The 15,791-nt window shown below is 43.1% G+C and carries 16 protein-coding genes; 11 read left to right on the forward strand and 5 right to left on the reverse strand.

Annotation, left to right across the window (positions count from 1 at the left end):
• Nucleotides 1-189: 189 nt before the first annotated feature.
• Nucleotides 190-801, forward strand: a complete 612-nt coding sequence (locus tag CZ794_RS00760; protein WP_087039743.1) for a nitroreductase family protein — start codon at nt 190-192, stop codon at nt 799-801.
• A 94-nt stretch (nt 802-895) separates the two neighbouring features.
• Here CZ794_RS00760 and CZ794_RS00765 read toward each other — a convergent pair whose 3' ends face one another.
• The 3 genes from CZ794_RS00765 to nadR all read right to left on the reverse strand — a co-directional run bounded on the left by CZ794_RS00765 (nt 896) and on the right by nadR (nt 3,464).
• Complete coding sequence (locus tag CZ794_RS00765; RefSeq protein ID WP_087039744.1) at nt 896-1,339, reverse strand: DUF962 domain-containing protein; 444 nt, start codon at nt 1,337-1,339, stop codon at nt 896-898.
• 181 nt (nt 1,340-1,520) lie between these two features.
• The gene (gene pnuC / locus CZ794_RS00770; RefSeq protein WP_087039745.1) at nt 1,521-2,264 is read right to left on the reverse strand and encodes a nicotinamide riboside transporter PnuC; all 744 of its coding nucleotides are present in this window, start codon (nt 2,262-2,264) and stop codon (nt 1,521-1,523) included.
• 132 nt (nt 2,265-2,396) lie between these two features.
• Nucleotides 2,397-3,464 (reverse strand): multifunctional transcriptional regulator/nicotinamide-nucleotide adenylyltransferase/ribosylnicotinamide kinase NadR, encoded by a 1,068-nt coding sequence (nadR, locus tag CZ794_RS00775; RefSeq protein ID WP_087039746.1) that lies wholly within the window; start codon nt 3,462-3,464, stop codon nt 2,397-2,399.
• A gap of 546 nt (nt 3,465-4,010) precedes the next feature.
• On the opposite strand from nadR, the gene CZ794_RS00780 reads away from it, so the two are divergent.
• The 4 genes from CZ794_RS00780 to CZ794_RS00795 all read left to right on the forward strand — a co-directional run bounded on the left by CZ794_RS00780 (nt 4,011) and on the right by CZ794_RS00795 (nt 8,339).
• Nucleotides 4,011-4,223 carry a PspC domain-containing protein gene (locus CZ794_RS00780; RefSeq protein WP_087039747.1) on the forward strand — a complete coding sequence of 71 codons (213 nt, stop codon included), beginning with the start codon at nt 4,011-4,013 and terminating at the stop codon, nt 4,221-4,223.
• A 471-nt stretch (nt 4,224-4,694) separates the two neighbouring features.
• Nucleotides 4,695-5,684, forward strand: coding sequence for a glycine--tRNA ligase subunit alpha (gene glyQ / locus CZ794_RS00785; protein ID WP_087039951.1), 990 nt, complete (start codon nt 4,695-4,697; stop codon nt 5,682-5,684).
• A 9-nt stretch (nt 5,685-5,693) separates the two neighbouring features.
• Nucleotides 5,694-7,787 carry a glycine--tRNA ligase subunit beta gene (glyS, locus tag CZ794_RS00790; RefSeq protein ID WP_087039748.1) on the forward strand — a complete coding sequence of 698 codons (2,094 nt, stop codon included), beginning with the start codon at nt 5,694-5,696 and terminating at the stop codon, nt 7,785-7,787.
• A gap of 255 nt (nt 7,788-8,042) precedes the next feature.
• The gene (locus CZ794_RS00795; RefSeq protein WP_256958802.1) at nt 8,043-8,339 is read left to right on the forward strand and encodes a hypothetical protein; all 297 of its coding nucleotides are present in this window, start codon (nt 8,043-8,045) and stop codon (nt 8,337-8,339) included.
• 114 nt (nt 8,340-8,453) lie between these two features.
• Here CZ794_RS00795 and CZ794_RS00800 read toward each other — a convergent pair whose 3' ends face one another.
• Together CZ794_RS00800 and CZ794_RS00805 are read right to left on the reverse strand one after the other, a co-directional pair.
• Nucleotides 8,454-8,900, reverse strand: a complete 447-nt coding sequence (locus CZ794_RS00800; RefSeq protein ID WP_087039749.1) for a cell division protein ZapA — start codon at nt 8,898-8,900, stop codon at nt 8,454-8,456.
• 67 nt (nt 8,901-8,967) lie between these two features.
• Nucleotides 8,968-9,408, reverse strand: a complete 441-nt coding sequence (locus tag CZ794_RS00805; protein ID WP_087039750.1) for a hypothetical protein — start codon at nt 9,406-9,408, stop codon at nt 8,968-8,970.
• 213 nt (nt 9,409-9,621) lie between these two features.
• Between CZ794_RS00805 and CZ794_RS00810 the strand changes: the two genes are divergently transcribed.
• The 6 genes from CZ794_RS00810 (at nt 9,622) to CZ794_RS00835 (ending at nt 15,761) form a co-directional block, all read left to right on the forward strand.
• A complete protein-coding gene (locus CZ794_RS00810; RefSeq protein ID WP_087039751.1) occupies nt 9,622-10,275 on the forward strand; it encodes a UPF0149 family protein in 654 nt (217 codons plus the stop codon).
• A gap of 63 nt (nt 10,276-10,338) precedes the next feature.
• Nucleotides 10,339-11,571, forward strand: coding sequence for an acetylornithine deacetylase (gene argE, locus CZ794_RS00815; protein ID WP_087039752.1), 1,233 nt, complete (start codon nt 10,339-10,341; stop codon nt 11,569-11,571).
• Nucleotides 11,572-11,706: 135 nt separating this feature from the next.
• Nucleotides 11,707-12,435, forward strand: a complete 729-nt coding sequence (locus CZ794_RS00820) for a LysE family translocator (RefSeq protein WP_087039753.1) — start codon at nt 11,707-11,709, stop codon at nt 12,433-12,435.
• Nucleotides 12,436-13,197: 762 nt separating this feature from the next.
• On the forward strand, nt 13,198-14,412 hold the full coding sequence (locus tag CZ794_RS00825) for an RtcB family protein (protein WP_087039754.1): 1,215 nt from the start codon (nt 13,198-13,200) through the stop codon (nt 14,410-14,412).
• Between the two features lie 130 nt (nt 14,413-14,542).
• Nucleotides 14,543-14,779 (forward strand): hypothetical protein, encoded by a 237-nt coding sequence (locus tag CZ794_RS00830; RefSeq protein ID WP_256958804.1) that lies wholly within the window; start codon nt 14,543-14,545, stop codon nt 14,777-14,779.
• A 142-nt stretch (nt 14,780-14,921) separates the two neighbouring features.
• On the forward strand, nt 14,922-15,761 hold the full coding sequence (locus CZ794_RS00835) for an SDR family oxidoreductase (protein WP_087039755.1): 840 nt from the start codon (nt 14,922-14,924) through the stop codon (nt 15,759-15,761).
• Nucleotides 15,762-15,791 lie beyond the last annotated feature (30 nt).

Here is a 15,791-nt window from a genome sequence, read left to right on the forward strand (position 1 = left end):
CATTTGTTAATTTAGCTTTCTCATATTCTTGTTTGGTTAAGTTTTTTTACAAAAAAGAAATATGGGTTTGAGCCAATTACTACCATAATGATGCAAATTATGAACGAAGAAAATCAGAAGTATCGTTTTAAAGTAACGTGTTAGTCCTATTGATTAACCAGATTTATATCAACAATGTGGAGAAGTACTATGTCAGATCTAAAAACACTACAGCAATTGGCTGAAAAACGTCGCTCAATCTATGCGTTAAATGACCAACTGCCAGTGTCTAATGATGAAGTCGTTCAGGTAGTTGAGCATGCTATTTTGCATACACCATCATCGTTTAACTCACAATCAACGCGTATCGTTGTTTTGTTTGGCGATGACCATAATAAACTATGGGACATAACAGAAGAGACATTACGTGTCATCGTTGGTGATGAAGAGGCATTCCAATCAACCAAAGAAAAAATCGCTGGTTTTAGAAATGGCGCTGGTACGGTTTTATTTTTTGAAGATCAGGCAGTTGTCAGAGGCATGCAAGATGCGGCGCCTCTTTATGCAGAAAATTTCCCAATTTGGTCTACGCAAACCAACGCCATGCATCAGTATGTGATCTGGACAGCATTGGCCAGTATCGAAGTCGGCGCGAACTTACAGCATTACAATCCTGTCATCGATGAAAGAGTGGCTAACGCTTGGAACGTTGATGAAAACTGGGAATTGAAAGCACAAATGGTATTTGGCGGTATCGAGCAACCAGCAGGTGAAAAATCATTCAAACCTGTTGAAGAGCGTCTAAAAGTCTTTGGTGCATAATAAAGCAGATTGATGCGACAGAAAAAAGCGCCACTCAATAATTGAGCGGCGCTTTTTTTATACTTAAAAATCAACCATGCTTACCGAACCATGATTATGGTTTGGAGCGCATCAGACTATTGGCGACCCATGCCGGACCAATCAATAAGAACTGTAAATCTTCAAAGAATGAAGGTTTTTTGCCTTCGATTTTATGACCGATAAATTGCCCAATCCAAGCCACGATAAAAATACCTGCCCAGACTTTAAATCCCCAAGGCAGTAATGCCATTACTGATAGGCAAATTAAGATAAACATACCCATCGCTAAAAAAAGCGGTGTGGACAAGCGCATATAAAATAACAGTACTAGGGCGCTTAGGACTAAGGTCAACCACACAGAAAGCGACATTCCCATACCTAATAAACTGACAAAGATGGTGGGGACACATAGCCAATGGATTTTTTTGTTGACCAAGTTTTGATGACTGACTGCATACTCACTGAGCCATTGTTCAAGCGTGCGTTTAGACACTCGTTGCTGACGATTGCGAGACATACTAACCTCCTTGTTAGCTATTGATATGATGGATAGACATGCATGACGCTTTTGGTAATCAGACAATCCTTGGTATCAGTTGTAGCATTAATTGAGTGTATCTGTCATTTTATCTAGTAGACGGCACAGTCAAATCGAATGTACCGCCCGACCAGTTACTCAGACTCAAACGCTCTTTTCTCTAAATAAGCCTTTCACCTTGTTCGCTACGCTGCCATTCATACAAGCCAATGAAGGCATTGATTTGATAAATCATGGTTTGAATGGCAAAAATATAGTTGCCAGACATCAGATTGACGATAAGCCAAACAAAATTCACGATGATCCATAACCACCAGTTAAACGAGTAGCGCAAAATCATTGCGGCTTGTGCCGTGATTGAAAGCACAAATGCGACCACATTGATCCAGAAAAAAGAAATAAACCCTAAGAATTTACTATTATCGTCCTCAACCACTGCATAGCCGTAGCTCGCTAACAAGTTATTGACCGTCGGGAAAAGCGCCAGACCAAGAATAATAAACACCGCGGTAATCAACCAAACCGCTTTGTTAGCAGACTTGGGTATCATGTCACCATCAGGATCGGTGTGTTTTGACCAGTAAAAAATCCCGTAAACGTGGGTAAAAAAGTTAAACAAAGGAGCCAGCATTAAACCAACCGCGCCTGAGGTTGCTTGTACCACCACTTCGCCTGCTGTGGCTGCCATTCCAAGACCGTTACCCATGACATTTTTGCGAAACGACAGCGAGACCACGCAGACCAATCCAACAAAAGAGACGCCCAAATAGAACATATCAAGCGTGGTATGTTCGGTGGTGAGCCAAAATCCTGCGGACAAAGCAATCACACCACAAATAAACCAAATAACAATCCATTGCAGGGCCCATTTGCCAGTGATGTTGTCCAATAATTGAATACGCATAGCGCTTTTTCCCTAAAAATAAATGTCGATGATCGCCTGAGACTGATGAAACGCTACAAAAATGAGACATCAGTAAAAAGCAAGGATCCATGACTTGTTGTAGTTATAATTGATTGTCTAATCGAATATATTTTATGTTTTTTTACCATAGATATGCTGATCGATAAACAGCAGCGCTTGCTGATAGCGCGCATCATAATCAGGTTGGTCAATCATGTGCGGCGCGATATCGTGACGGGCGAAAATATCTATAAGAAGCTGCTCGAAGCGCCCTCGCGCCTCAGGTGTACCCAAAGAGCGCATACCATCGTCGATCCATGGCGTATTATTGTCCAGCATAATAGTATGGTCTAAGCGGAACTCATCAATGCAGGCGGTCACAAACGGATGAGTGCGCCCTTCATACTCTTCACAGAAAGCTTGTGTGGTTACAAAATCCGTGTCAACGATGGTAACAGGTGCCGTCGCATAGGATTTCGCGTCTCTAATGGCTTGAGCATGATTGAGCACAATAGGGGCATAGTCACTGTACTGCAATCCAACCTCACTACCACCCAAATCCGTGCCGACGTATAACCGTCCCATTTCAAGCGCGAAGCTTGCGCCATAATAATTGGCCAGTTTATGCACCAGTGTGGTTTTTCCTGAGCTTTCACCGCCAACGATAGCGACGGTTTTTGTGTAGTCACCGCGCACTTGTGGGTGCAGTGCTGACCAATGGGCAATAGGGTCTTGGGTAATAGTAAGCGTATCGAACTCAGGCTGTGCTGACGTGGCAACAACCTGCATGGTTAGTGCTGTCTGCTGCTGTATTTGAGTGTCTAACGTTTGGGTATGTACGAGTGGATGGTTGTCTGCCAAAAACAGCACAGTCTCGGCAGGCAAGGTCAATGTGTCGAGCAAGCGTTGCAATTGAGTATTGCTGGTCGCTGTGTCAAAGCTGGCATTAGCAAAATGCTCATGACAAGGCAGTTCGCTCTCCTCGGTGGTATGAATCTGGATAAATGGCAAATCTGCACAAGCCATCTGTAGCCAGCGCGCTTTGTCCTGCAAGGTGATGTCAAAGTCTGGATGTGGAGAAGGGTTTGCCATAATGACAATATGCAAGGTTTTTGCCTTATCTGACGCCTCTAATATGCTGCGCATGTGTCCCAAATGCAGTGGCTCAAATTGTCCAATCATCAATCCAGTGTCGTACATAGTTATTCTCATCCTAGGCTTATCTGGCTGTATTATTATCGATGTGATTAATAAATCATTTTATTTAAGTTGGTTAACAGCATGGTATAAAGGTTCGAGGGGATTTGCAGGTAGGTTATTGTAAATATGACTTGAATTTTGTCCTTTTTAAATAGGCTTTTTCATGCTTACGCATAGGATTTGTACATCATATTTTTAGATAATAATAAGACGTCTAAAAGTGAGGCACATGTTTGATTTGGTTTAGAAATATTAGAAGCTCATAAAAGGTATGGTAAGATTTGAGAAACAAACCTGTTGCTGAAACATTTTGAAATACTTATTTAAAATCAGGGGTTTATGAGTCTATATGATAGGTTGAAGCAAGTTTGAGTATCATAAACTCACAAAGGACTTCTATACCATCAACAGATAAATAAAAAATGATTGATATAATTATTCATAAGTTGATTAGATTAACTATTTTCAAGATTCGACATAAAGCCTAAATGGGCAAAATTAAAAAAATATAAGTCATAAAATATAATTTATAGAGAGGTATTTGGTTTGGCTAAGTTAGCAAAATTACATCGTTCTCAGAACCACAAAATGATTGCTGGTGTCATGGGCGGTATCGCAGAATATGCAGGTTGGTCACCAACTTGGGTGAGATTATTGTTTGTGATTATCTCATCGCTTAGTGCAGCCGTACCAGGGATTTTGATCTATATTGTATTGTGGATCATCATGCCAAAGGCCAGCAACCAATCTTATCAGTAATAAAGATTTGTTAATAAGCATAGCCTGTTATAGACAACGCAAAACCAGTTAGACAGTACGACCAATTGATAAGCAAAAAAGTAGTACCAAAGCAGTACCAAGGTGAGATTCCTAAAAAACAAAAAGCCTGACTCATCAGGATACCAGCGATAGACTTTTCCTCCTGCCCAAATGCTCACGCATTTGGGTATTTTTTTGTTTGCGACTTTCAATGCTTTTCATTTTTTGGCAAATACAGCCAATTAATCGATATTTATCTTCCGAATGCAAATTTAGTTGACGTAAATATGGATAAAACAGTCAATTTTTAGTAAGGTGAGCAGGCAAATAGAGTCGTTGCCAAATAGGCGATACGAGTGCTATCAACGGTTTATTTAATCATACTCATTCCACAGTGGCTTTACTATGAAAACCCAAACTATGACATCCGAAGCGACAACCCCAATGATACAAGACAAAGATCCTCAAGCGATGACCTTTCAAGATTTAATCCTAACCTTACAAAATTTTTGGGCTGATAAAGGCTGTGTTGTTTTGCAGCCCTATGACATGGAAGTCGGTGCCGGTACTTTTCATACTGCAACGTTTTTGCGCTCACTAGGCCCTGAGCGCTGGAATGCCGCTTATGTGCAGCCATCACGTCGCCCAACCGATGGTCGCTATGGTGATAACCCAAACCGCTTGCAACATTATTATCAGTTTCAAGTGGTACTTAAGCCCAATCCACCTAATATTCAAGAGCTGTATCTAGACTCACTAAGGGCCATTGGTATTGATCCGCTAGTGCATGATGTGCGTTTTGTTGAAGACAACTGGGAGTCGCCAACGCTTGGTGCGTGGGGTCTTGGTTGGGAGATTTGGCTGAACGGCATGGAAGTGACTCAGTTTACCTATTTTCAGCAAGTCGGCGGTATTGAGTGTTTCCCAGTCACAGGTGAGATTACTTACGGTCTTGAGCGTCTAGCGATGTATGTGCAAGGCGTCGATAGCGTTTATGATTTGGTCTGGGCAGATGGTGAGTTTGGCCGTGTCACCTATGGCGATGTCTTTCATCAAAACGAAGTAGAGCAGTCGACCTATAACTTTGAGCATGCTGATGTGCCTATGATGGGCCAGATGTTTGATTTTTATGAGCAGCAGGCAGATAAGTTGGTCGATGCAGGCTTGCCATTACCTGCCTATGAGATGGTATTAAAAGCGTCACATGCCTTTAACTTACTGGATGCTCGCGGTGCCATTTCAGTCACAGAGCGTCAGCGCTTTATATTGCGTGTGCGTACACTGGCACGTAAGGTTGCGTTTGGTTATGTCGAAGCTCGTGCTAAGTTAGGCTTCCCATTGGCTGATGAAGCGCACCGCGCCGAAGCTCTTGAGAAGTATTTGCCAAAAGAAGATGCAGCAACAGCAGACAGCTTAGCCAAAGAAACCACTGACAACAATCAACCGACGAACAAGCAATAGGAGCATCCCATGAGTACTATTCTATTTGAACTGGGGTGTGAAGAGCTACCTCCAAAGAGCCTGAAACCATTACGCGATGCGCTGCAAGCCAGCGTCACTGAGCAATTGTCTGAAGCTGAGATTACCTTTGATAGCATCAAAGCCTTTGCGGCGCCGCGTCGTTTGGCGATTCAAATTGAAGGCATTAGCGATAAGCAGCCTGACCGCACTGAGCAAAAACGCGGACCAGCTATCAAAGCGGCATTTGATAGCGATGGCAATCCAACCCGCGCGGCGATGGGTTTTGCCAAAGGCTTAGGTATTGAAGCGAGCGAGCTTACGACCATTAACACCGATAAAGGTGACTATGTCGGCTATGAGCAAACGATCAGTGGTCAAGCGACTACCGAGCTACTGCCAGCTATTTTTCAAACGGCGCTAGATAGCCTACCAATTGCCAAACGTATGCGTTCAGGTGCCAGTCGTAATGAGTTTGTCCGTCCAGTCCAGTGGGTAGTATTGATGCAGGATGACGCTGTCATTGACGCAACTATTCAAGGGCATCAAACAGGCTCCCAAACTCGTGGCCACCGTTTCCACAGTCCTGACTATCATAATATCAATCATGCCAATGACTATGAGCAGCTACTAGATGGTCTAAAAGTCGTGGCAGATTTTGATAAGCGTCAAATGCTGATCAAAAACCAAGTTAAAGCATTGGCAGATGAAGTCAATTCTGATGCTATCGTACCGCAAGAGTTGTTGGACGAAGTCACCGCATTGGTTGATTTCCCCATTGCGCTACGAGCAAGCTTTGAGGCGCGCTTTTTACAAGTGCCGCAAGAAGCGCTTATCTCGACCATGCAAGCAGATCAAAAGTATTTTTGCTTAACTGATAAAGCGGGTAAGTTGCAACCTTACTTTATCTTTATTACCAATATTGAATCAAAAGACCCCAATCAGATTATCGAAGGTAACGAGAAAGTCGTGCGTCCGCGTTTGGCTGATGCCGAGTTTTTCTTTTTACAAGATCAAAAACAGCCCCTGTTTGCGCTCACAGAAAGCTTAAAAACTCGCATATTCCAAGACAAATTGGGTACGATTTGGGAGAAGTCTGAGCGTATTGCCAAGCTTGCCGCATTCATCGCCACGTTGATGCAGCAGCAGGGTCACGATATCAATGTCGATGACACCGTACGTGCGGGTATTTTGTCTAAAGCAGATTTGGCCAGCTCGCTCGTTGGTGAATATCCTGAATTGCAAGGGATCGCGGGCACGTATTATGCGCGTTTGAATGATGAGCCTGAAGCAGTTGCAGCAAGCTTAGAAGAGCAATATCTGCCCAAGTTTAGTGGTGATGTATTGCCACAGACACCGATTGGCATCTGTTTAGCATTAGCTGATCGCCTAGATACGCTCGTTGGTATTTTTGCGATTGACCAAGCGCCAACGGGGTCAAAAGATCCGTTTAGCTTACGTCGTTCTGCCATTGGTATTTTGCGCATTTTGATTGAGAAGCAGTTACCGATTAATCTGGTGGCATTGATTGAGCAAGCGATTAAAGGCTATAGTGATGCTGAGGGTAGCAAAATTGCCAAAATGGGCGATACCTTTACCCAAGTCATGGCGTTTTTAAACTCGCGCTATCGTGCAATGTATACCGAGCAAGGCGTCAGCGTTGATACAATTCAGGCAGTGCAAGCGATTAACCCGCATATGCCGCTTGATTTTGATCAGCGTATTCGCGCGGTGCAAGCATTCAGCACGCTGTCACAAGCGTCAATGCTCGCTGATTCAAACAAGCGTGTTGCCAATATATTGGCCAAGTCAGAAGTGAGCGTTGCTGATACGGTTGATGAGACGCTACTGTCTGAGCCTGCTGAGCAAAATTTATATGCAAATGTTAAGCAAGCACAGACAAGGGTACAACCATTGCTGGAGCAAGCGGACTATACGCAAGTATTGCAGACGCTGGCGAGCTTAGATGAGCCGTTGACACAGTTTTTTGATAATGTCATGGTCAACAGCGACGACGCGGCGCTCAAAAATAACCGCTTGGCATTATTGAAGCAAGTTCGAGCGTTATTTTTGACGGTGGCTGATATCAGTGAGTTACAGTTGTAATTCTTTAAAAATGACATATTAATCATTAAGCGGTACATCAAAAAAACTGGTCCTTTGTGGCCAGTTTTTTTGGTGTAAGCGATGCCAATAAACGCCTCATAAAAGTGGTAAATCGCGAAACTCGCTATAGGTTCTATGATTATACTGTCATCCTTATTGATGGTTACGTTATACTGTTAGGACGTTTTGCAGACGGGTCAATCACATGATTGTCGTTACCTGCAAACGTTTATTCATCGTCAAAGGAGCACTGCCGTGTTTGCCGTTATTATCATCATTCTCGTTATCTGGGCTTCAATGTGGGCGTTCTACAAATTTATGTACCCACGTCCTCCCAAGAGTATGATGCCAAAAGAAGGTGATGTGATCACGCCGCGTCAGTGTAACTTTTGTGGTAACAGCTTGGCTGAATATCGTGGCGTCCTTGAAACCAAGCCGATAATGGCTGCCGCTAGTGATAATCCTATCGACGCCAACCAAGAATTATTCTTTTGCAATTATGAGCATCAAGCGGATTTTCATGCTGGCAAAATTTACGACCCTCATGCGTAGAGGATTCGATTGTGAGTCAGATGATGGTATAAGTACAAAAAAAGCGCTTAGCTGTCGTGAGCTAGGCGCTTATCTGTTAGAGACTGACTATTTGCTTATAAACTGACTGTCCGCTTATAAGATGGATTGGGCGTCTTTTAGGATTTTATCCAGCAAAGCGTCAGATCGGCTGCTTTCTTGCAAACGATCTTCATCATCGCGTTGATTGGCATGAATTTTTTCATATAAGTTTAAGCAGCATAATACCAATAGATTTTCTTGACTGAGACTTGGCGCATCTTTTCTAAGCTCTTGAGCATAGTCATTGATATAAAAAACCGCTGAGCGCAGCTCTTCTTGTTCATGTACAGGACAATAGATAGGGTAGGTAACCCCTGCAATCGAAATATCAACTTTTTTGATTTGAGGCTCAGGGGTGTTATTAGTATTGGGTTTAGATTGGGCTGCAACGGTTGTAGCGCCAGCTCCAGTTGCTGCGCCTTTTTGTGATTTTGGGTCAGTGGAGCGTGTTTGGTTGGCGGCTAGCTTTTCTTCTAAAGACTTGGGGTGGTTATTGGTCATGATAAATCCTACAATGTCTGGTCAATAAAGTGAGTAATATAAGATATTACTAGGATGAATGGACTGGCTAACCTTCTGCTTGGTCAATGCGTGTTAAGCGTTTTAAAACGACTTGCGTTCGCTCAGCGGCCAATTGATTTTTCTTTTGTAAGTCATTATTTTGCTGTTTAATATCGTGATATTGCTGTTTTAATTCTTTATTATGCTGCTGTAGATCATTGTTTTGTTGTTTTAACTGGCTGATTTGTTTTTGCAGCTTGTCTTGCTCTTCACCAATCATATGATGTGCTTCTGCAAGGTTTTGATAGCGCTTGTCGAGATCATTCAATTGTTTTTTGGCACCATCACGTTCTGTATGGCTCGTATTGAGCTTGTTTTGTAGTGCAGTCAGCTCTTGGGTATTGGTGACGGGGTTTTGTTTGAGGCTGCTAAGTTCAGCACTGACAAGCTGATACTGCTTTTTGATGTCGAGTATCGTTTTTTCTAATAATTTAAGTTGATCATACATAGTCAGTTTTTATCCTTAACAAGTAAACGTGGATGAATTTTGTTCTCTGCGTTTAATAATGCCATAGGTGACCGCATAATATCTATATCAACAAAGTAATTACACGTATTAGGCTTGGCCTTTTTATATTTATTAGCCGTGCTCTGGTCAGTGACAGGGTACGGCATCTATTTTCTGTTTTTTAAGCAATAACTACTCATTAGGATATCTATTATGAATGACAATATTTCTGGCTGGAACACTTGGCTTGCCGCTTTTGACGATTGGACTGATGTGTCTATCAGTGAGGTACATGGCTTGATGACGGGGCTGATGACGGCTTGTAACGCACCTGACGAAGCAACTTGGGCGAAGGTATTTGAGGAGCTGAGCTTTGCACCACTACCAGAGGCTGCATTGACATTGCTAGCGGAAGAAGCGGAGGACACGGTGTTTCAGTTAAAAGACAAAGATGATGCTTATTCTTACATGCCGCTCATACCAGATGATGAACATGATTTATACGAGCGTGTGATAGCATTGAAACAGTGGGCAAACGGTTTTATGACGGGTTTTGGCATTACTGATTGTAGCCTCACGAGTGAGGAAAATGAGATGCTGTCCGATTTGGCAAAAATTGGTGCCATTCGCCTTGAGGACGACGAAGATTTTGAAGGTGGCGAAGAGTCTTACTTGTACCTTTATGAGTTTGCACGTATGGTACCTGTAAGCTTTGCGACGCGTAAGCGCAAACCTGTCAAAGATATCGCGCTGATTGCTGGACTCTCTATTAATGCCAAAACAGCCAAAGAACTGCAAGCAGAAGGCAAACGACCAAAACCGATGCCACCCGTGCTTGACGTGATGAATCAGAATAATCCATCATAAGACGAATCTGATACCTCATAGTTTTTAAGAAATAGCTCTTAAGAATCGTAATAGGGATATTTTATGAATACAAATAATAGTAATGACAACAGTCACACGCCGTCTGATACGGTTTACCCTGAACAAAGCCTTGACTGGCTGACGCGGCTTATCGCCTTCGATACGGTCAGTCGACATTCCAACTTAGCATTGATTGAAGACGTGCAAGCGTACTGTGAGCAGTTGGGTCTGACGGTAGATTTGACTTTTAATGAAGCCAAAAATAAAGCCAATCTATTTGTGACTGTACCCGCTGGTGAAAACGCTGACATCGTGAATAACGGTTTGGTGCTCTCAGGTCATACTGATGTCGTGCCTGTCGATGGTCAAGACTGGACGTCAGAGCCGTTTACCGCGACGATACGTGGTGACAAGTTATATGGACGCGGTGCGTGTGATATGAAAGGTTTTATCGCGTGTGCGCTAACGATGTTGCCACAAGCAGTACAGTTATCCAATAGCGGTCAGCTGCGTCGTCCCTTGCATTTGGCCCTGTCGTTCGATGAAGAGGTAGGCTGTTTGGGTGCGCCATTGATTTTGGCAGACCTAAAAGCACGTGGTATCACCCCTGATTACTGTATCGTCGGTGAGCCGACCAATATGGCGATGGTTGTCGCGCACAAAGGTATCGCAGTATATCGTTGCCGTGTCCATGGCAAGTCAGCGCATTCTTCATTGATTGCACAAGGTGTCAATGCGATCAGCTATGCTAGCAGACTGGTTGGCTATGTTGATACGCTTGCCGAAGAGCTGAGCGCTCGTGATGACAATGATGCATTGTTTACGGTGCCTTATTCTACCTTATCAGTAGGTACTATACATGGCGGCACAGCCACCAATATCGTGCCCAATCTTTGCGAGTTCACCTTTGACTACCGCAACCTGCCCCACATGACGCAAGACGATATACTGGCGCCTATTCAAGCAAAAGTCGCTGAGCTAAATGCCCAAATGCAAGCACGTGCGCCTGAGACGGGTATTGAGCTGATGCAAGAAGAGAGCGTTCCAGCAATGACGGATAGCGATAGCGCTGAGCTACAGTCATTGATAGCGGCGCTGACAGGGGATAACGAGCGTCATAAAGTCGCTTACGCAACGGAAGGTGGTCAGTTTACCAATGCAGGCATCCCAACGATCATCTGCGGCCCTGGTAGTATTGAGCAGGCACACAAAGCGGATGAATATGTTGAACTGATCGAAATCGAACGTTGTGACGGCTTTTTGCAAAAACTATTAGACAGTTGTACCGTCAAGTAGTCTATAAAACTGCCAAACATATGTATATAATATAAGTAAGTATAAAAATACCGTCTTCATGGCGGTATTTCTTTTTTTGGCGATATGGCTGTCTGTATAAGAACCATTTATATATAACAAAGTAGGGATTAGCTGATGTCTTGGCATCTGTTTGCAGTATTTTTCGCAAGTACATTTTTGATTTCCGCGACCCCAGGTCCCAATATGCTACTGGCATTCCAGTACGGCATGAACTATGGCGTGAAGCGGACGTTATGGACGCTGGCAGGTTTGAGCCTTGGTCTATTTGTATTACTGCTATCGACATTATTGGGGCTGGATGTGATCAGCCGTCAATCGCCTTGGCTACTCACAATTATCAAAGCGGTAGGCGCGGCATACTTGGTGTATTTGGGAATTAGTTCATGGCGCGATGCAGGTGATGGTAGCTTGATGAGCGATGCTAAAGAATTAAGTGCAGAGGTTGAAGCCGATTATGCTGCTGCTGAGGGTAGGACTGATACACCGCAGCCGCGCTCGCTGTCTAGTGCAGCGGTCAAGGCAGAGCCTAGTAACCTTATTCTGTTTCGTACGGGTGTTTGGGTATCCTTATCCAATCCAAAAGCGATCTTATTCTTTGCGGCCTTTTTTCCTAAGTTTATTAATTTTAGTGCGCCGCTATGGCCGCAATATATCTTATTGACCATTGGGCTATTCATGAGTGAAACCATTTGGCAGATCGTATATACCTTAGGTGGTAAAAAGTTGGCAAGCTGGCTTGATGTCGGTAATCGCTTAGCATGGCTCAATCGTGGTTGCGGCATTATCTTTATCATAATTGCAGCGGCTTTGTTTGCTGAAGTAATCAATAGTTTTATGGTATAAAAAGTTATTAGTTATTATTTGAAATAATTACTCTATTAAATTATTAGTCTCGGGTATTGCATTTTTTTGTTATTTAAAAATTAATAGTTGACAATATTTTTTAAATCGTTATTATTATCTCACTGATTTATAGTCTTGCTATAAATTTTTAATAAACTGCTACTGTCGCCCTGACATTAGCCACAACCTATGGAGGAATCATCGTGTCCTATATAACTGTTAAGACGTTTTTAAAGACTGAATGTATGAAAAGCATGACAACAATGAAGACTTCGAAAAGGTTTGGCTAAATTTATATATAGCTATTGAGTGATATTCTATCTATTCATATCAATGAATAGCCTCCTATATGTACTCGCTCCATCCTTCTTCTACATCTACTTTGTCAAAATAACGATGCGATAGTGCTAAGTAGTTTCACACTTGCTGTTATCTGTTTATCCAACATTCTGCTGTATCTTTATTACCAAAAAATTATTTACGCTAATATTTAGCGATTGTCTACCTGTGCGCATAATATCTATGTTCTCATTTTTGGTATGAAAGGCTCTTCTTTAAAACGTTCATAATAAAGCAGCCATAAATTTTTATTGATTTTTAATTAATAAAAATACGATTTTTTATTGCCTATTATTTCTTAGATAATAATTTTTTCTTATTAAACATTATGTTTAATCGAGACAGATAAGTAATGTCTAAAAAATATAAATAGGCAAATTAAAAAATACATGGCTTTAAAATAAAAGAATGGAAATAAAAATAATGAGCATTCAATTAACGTTAAATAAAAGTGGCAAACATGGCGTGCCTGTCAAAATCTACACCTCGGATGTCGAACAAGGCGCGATGCAGCAATTACGCAACTTGGCGCAGCTGGAGTTTATACACTCGCACATTGCGGTGATGCCTGATGTACACGTGGGTAAAGGCGCGACCGTTGGCAGCGTGATTCCAACTAAGTCAGCCGTGATACCTGCGGCAGTCGGTGTGGATATCGGCTGCGGTATGAACGCGGTACGCTTATCACTCACGGCAAGCGATTTGCCTGATAGCTTAAGGTCATTACGCTTGGTAGTAGAGCAACAAGTGCCTGTGGGTTTCAACATGCACAAGCAAATCCAAGCGAAAAACTCCACACTTGACCCATTAGGCAAACGCCTAAAGCCAATTACCGATAAGCATCCGGGCTTGCTTAAAATGCTTAAAGGTTTTGAGCAGACATGGGCCAAGCAGCTCGGCACGCTGGGCGGTGGCAATCATTTCATTGAGCTGTGCTTGGATGAAAACCAAGATGTCTGGGTGATGCTGCATTCTGGTAGTCGCGGCATTGGTAATTGTATCGGGCGCTATTTTATCAATCTGGCCAAAAAAGAGCGTCAATCGCGCTTTGGTCATGTGCCCGATCGTGATTTGTCGTATTTTGCCCAAGGGTCTGACAGCTTTGCTGATTATGTTGAGGCGGTCGGCTGGGCGCAGGATTACGCGCTAGAGAATCGCCGCGAGATGATGCGTTTGGTCATTAAGGCGCTGCAATCGCCGCAAGCAGGATTACCACGATTTCAGCTGACCAAAGAAGCTATCAATTGCCATCATAACTATGTCAATGAAGAGGTGCATTTTGGCGAGCAGGTTTACGTGACGCGTAAAGGCGCAATCAGTGCTTATGCCGGTGAGCTTGGCATTATCCCCGGCTCTATGGGTGCAAAATCTTTTATCGTCCGTGGTCTAGGCGCGTCAGAGTCGTTTTGTTCTTGCTCACATGGGGCAGGGCGGCAGATGAGCCGTGGTAAAGCGATACGCGCGTTCACCATTGATGAGCTAAAAGCGCAAACCGATGGTGTCGAATGTCGTAAAGACAAAGGCGTTATCGATGAGATACCCGGCGCGTACAAAGACATTGATGAAGTGATGGCTAATCAAAAAGACTTGGTTGAAGTGGTGCATACGCTAAAACAAGTTATTTGTATTAAGGGCTAATACCAAGCCTGCAAATCCTCTTAGCGTCGTCAAACTTGCTTAATGTGCTGGATGTACAATTTGCGCTCGTTTTCCTCGCTAAGATGATTTTCGGCATTGGTATCTCAGAAAATAAAAAACAGGTAACAATATGAGCTTAAAACAAACGTTAAAAAAGGCCAAACAAATTGAACGACAGTTAGACAATCAGACTGAAGCAGGTGCACAACACTCGCTAGGCACTGTCAAACCGCGCAATTATTTGGCGCTTGATCCGCTGTTAAGAAAAGGCGGTATCCATGAAAAAGAAGATATTGATATCGTCCGAAAAAAACGTCGTCGTGAGACCAAGCAGCAGTTACGGAAGACAGATTGGTTGTCAGAATAAAGATAAATAATGGTTTGAAAAAGTCGCTTGATACTAACCATGGGCGGCTTTTCCTTCATTTAAATAGTTATAATGGCAAATATCACTCAACCAATAAAACCAAATATATAAAAAGTATTAAAAAAACGTAAAGTAGGATTTTATGAGACTGCTTAATAAAGTGGCACTGGTCACGGGTGCAGCACAAGGCATTGGCAAGGCGATTGCCGAACTTTTTCTCAAAGAAGGCGCCACCGTCATATTCAGTGATATTAATGATGAAAAAGGCCAGTGCGCTTGTGATGAGATCAATATCACCCGTCAACAATGGCGTGAGTCAAAGCCCGCAGAATACATACATCTGGATGTCTCAAGCGAAGATGATTGGAAAAATGCGGCGGAGTATATTACACAGCACTATCATCGCTTAGATATTTTGGTCAATAATGCGGGCATTACTGGATTTTTAGAAACTTCAGGCGCGCATGATCCTGAACACTTGGACATGGCAAGTTGGCATAAGGTGCATCAAGTCAATCTCGATGGCGTGGCATTAGGTTGCAAAACGGCCATCGCATTGATGAAAAATCGCCCAACGCAGAAAGGCAGTAACGCAAGTATCGTTAATATCTCCTCACGATCAGGTATGGTCGGTATTCCATTAGCCACCGCTTATGCGTCAAGCAAGGCTGGAGTTCGAAACCACAGCAAATCCGTCGCCTTATACTGTGCACAAAATAGCTACGGTATTCGCTGCAACTCCATTCACCCTGCTGCTATCTATACCCCGATGTGGGATGCAATGTTGGGCGAGGGCGACGCACGAGAAGAGGCCATCAAAGCGATCAGCAAAGATATCCCGCTCGGTTACATGGGGGACGTTATGGATGTGGCTTATGCCGCGCTCTATTTGGCAAGTGATGAGTCAAAATATGTGACAGGCACTGAGCTGACAATTGATGGTGGTATTTTGGCAGGTAGTACGGCTGCTCCGACCCAATAAGATTGATGCAGTATGGTTTGTAAACCTTAA

The organism is Psychrobacter sp. JB385, assembly GCF_900163785.1.
Lineage (GTDB): Bacteria > Pseudomonadota > Gammaproteobacteria > Pseudomonadales > Moraxellaceae > Psychrobacter.

What these genes read in the sequence shown, in the direction of transcription:
- nadR (WP_087039746.1), bottom strand. Translation starts at nt 3,464, where the DNA reads ATGTACGACACTGGATTGATGATTGGACAATTTGAGCCACTGCATTTG.
- CZ794_RS00760 (WP_087039743.1), top strand. Translation starts at nt 190, where the DNA reads ATGTCAGATCTAAAAACACTACAGCAATTGGCTGAAAAACGTCGCTCA.
- CZ794_RS00765 (WP_087039744.1), bottom strand. Translation starts at nt 1,339, where the DNA reads ATGTCTCGCAATCGTCAGCAACGAGTGTCTAAACGCACGCTTGAACAA.
- CZ794_RS00825 (WP_087039754.1), top strand. Translation starts at nt 13,198, where the DNA reads ATGAGCATTCAATTAACGTTAAATAAAAGTGGCAAACATGGCGTGCCT.
- CZ794_RS00830 (WP_256958804.1), top strand. Translation starts at nt 14,543, where the DNA reads ATGAGCTTAAAACAAACGTTAAAAAAGGCCAAACAAATTGAACGACAG.
- CZ794_RS00835 (WP_087039755.1), top strand. Translation starts at nt 14,922, where the DNA reads ATGAGACTGCTTAATAAAGTGGCACTGGTCACGGGTGCAGCACAAGGC.
- pnuC (WP_087039745.1), bottom strand. Translation starts at nt 2,264, where the DNA reads ATGCGTATTCAATTATTGGACAACATCACTGGCAAATGGGCCCTGCAA.
- argE (WP_087039752.1), top strand. Translation starts at nt 10,339, where the DNA reads ATGAATACAAATAATAGTAATGACAACAGTCACACGCCGTCTGATACG.
- glyS (WP_087039748.1), top strand. Translation starts at nt 5,694, where the DNA reads ATGAGTACTATTCTATTTGAACTGGGGTGTGAAGAGCTACCTCCAAAG.
- CZ794_RS00800 (WP_087039749.1), bottom strand. Translation starts at nt 8,900, where the DNA reads ATGACCAATAACCACCCCAAGTCTTTAGAAGAAAAGCTAGCCGCCAAC.
- CZ794_RS00805 (WP_087039750.1), bottom strand. Translation starts at nt 9,408, where the DNA reads ATGTATGATCAACTTAAATTATTAGAAAAAACGATACTCGACATCAAA.
- glyQ (WP_087039951.1), top strand. Translation starts at nt 4,695, where the DNA reads ATGACCTTTCAAGATTTAATCCTAACCTTACAAAATTTTTGGGCTGAT.
- CZ794_RS00810 (WP_087039751.1), top strand. Translation starts at nt 9,622, where the DNA reads ATGAATGACAATATTTCTGGCTGGAACACTTGGCTTGCCGCTTTTGAC.
- CZ794_RS00820 (WP_087039753.1), top strand. Translation starts at nt 11,707, where the DNA reads ATGTCTTGGCATCTGTTTGCAGTATTTTTCGCAAGTACATTTTTGATT.